This is a genomic window from Oceanobacillus massiliensis str. N'diop (genome assembly GCF_000285495.1).
Lineage (GTDB): Bacteria > Bacillota > Bacilli > Bacillales > Amphibacillaceae > Oceanobacillus > Oceanobacillus massiliensis.
In genome coordinates, this window is the sequence record NZ_CAER01000085.1 from 1 (window position 1) to 1,378 (window position 1,378).

Sequence of the window (1,378 nt, forward strand, 5' to 3'; positions counted from 1 at the left end):
GGGTTTGTCAAATAAAGTGTGTAAGTTAAAAATTTATTCAATGTATTTTAAAGCCCTCTCTTTTAGATTCTCGTGGAGAAGAAGTTGGTTCATAACCATTGCCCAGTTTTGGATATGGCCACCTTCCCATTTGGTTTCGAGTTCTTTTACCCGTAAAAATAATACTTTTAATAGAGCGTTCTCGTTGGGGAATGCTCCTTTTTTGGTTACTTTTCTGAAGCTGGAATGAATACTTTCTACTGCGTTAGTAGTGTACATCACTTTACGAATGGCACTTCCATAATCATAAAGCTGTTCGACATGGTGAAAGTTTCTTGTCCAAACGTCAATCGCTCCTGGATAGGCAGCCCAATGTTGTTGAAAAGATTCAAAAGCACTTAGGCAAGCCTTAAGGCTTGGGGCACCATAGACTTTCTTTAACGCTTTGGTGAAGGCTTTATAATCTTTACTAGGAATATATTTAACGGAATTACGAATCAAATGAACCATGCATCGCTGGACAATGACATCTGGAAAAATGGCACGTGAACCTTCTTCCAAACCACTCACCCCATCCATGGAAATAAAGAAGATGTCTTCGACTCCTCTTGCCTTGATTTCATCGAAAATCTGCATCCATTTATGCTTACTTTCCGTTTCATTTAACCATAAGCCAATAATTTCTTTATTGCCCTCCATGGTATATCCTAAAATCGTGTAGACAGCATATTTCTTCGTTTCATATTGATTACGAATCGTTGTGTACATACAGTCCACAAAAACAAAGGCATAACAGCTACTTAACGGTCTAGTTTGCCATTCTTCTAGTTCAGGAAGCACCTGATCTGTAATATCCGATACCATTTCATGGGACACTGAAAAACCATAGATATCTTCGATTGTTGACGAAATATCTCGCTGCGACATTCCACGTGCATACATGGAAATCACTTTATTCTCAATCGCTGAGACGTCCTTTTTTCGTTTCGGTATCAGTTCTGGATTAAAGGAACCATCCCGATCTCTTGGTATCTTGATGTCCACTTCACCCGAGCTCGTTTTGATGGTTTTCTTTCCATAGCCATTCCGTCTATTTTCTGTGTCTTTTTCCTCTTTATCGTTCGCTTCGTAGCCTAAATGATGATTCATTTCACCCTTCAACATAGATTCAAACATAGGGCCAAATATATCTTTGAGTGCATTCTGCATGTCTTCTACGGTCTCTGGTTGGTAGTTTTCTAGAATCTGGTTCGCTAATTCAGCTGATTTTTGATCTCGCTTCGACTTCGTCAATAGAATAACCTCCCAAACGTTATAGTTTTATTCTACCAATAAAAAAATTAACTGCGAAGTAAGAGCCGTACGATCTCTCACTTACACAGTTAATATTACACTCCCC

At 38.8% G+C, this 1,378-nt stretch carries 1 protein-coding gene; it reads right to left on the bottom strand.

Going from position 1 to position 1,378, the window contains the following annotated elements:
• Positions 1–33: 33 nt before the first annotated feature.
• Positions 34–1,272, bottom strand: coding sequence for an IS256 family transposase (locus tag OMHG_RS00110; RefSeq protein ID WP_010647071.1), 1,239 nt, complete (start codon positions 1,270–1,272; stop codon positions 34–36).
• Between the last annotated feature and the right edge of the window lie 106 nt (positions 1,273–1,378).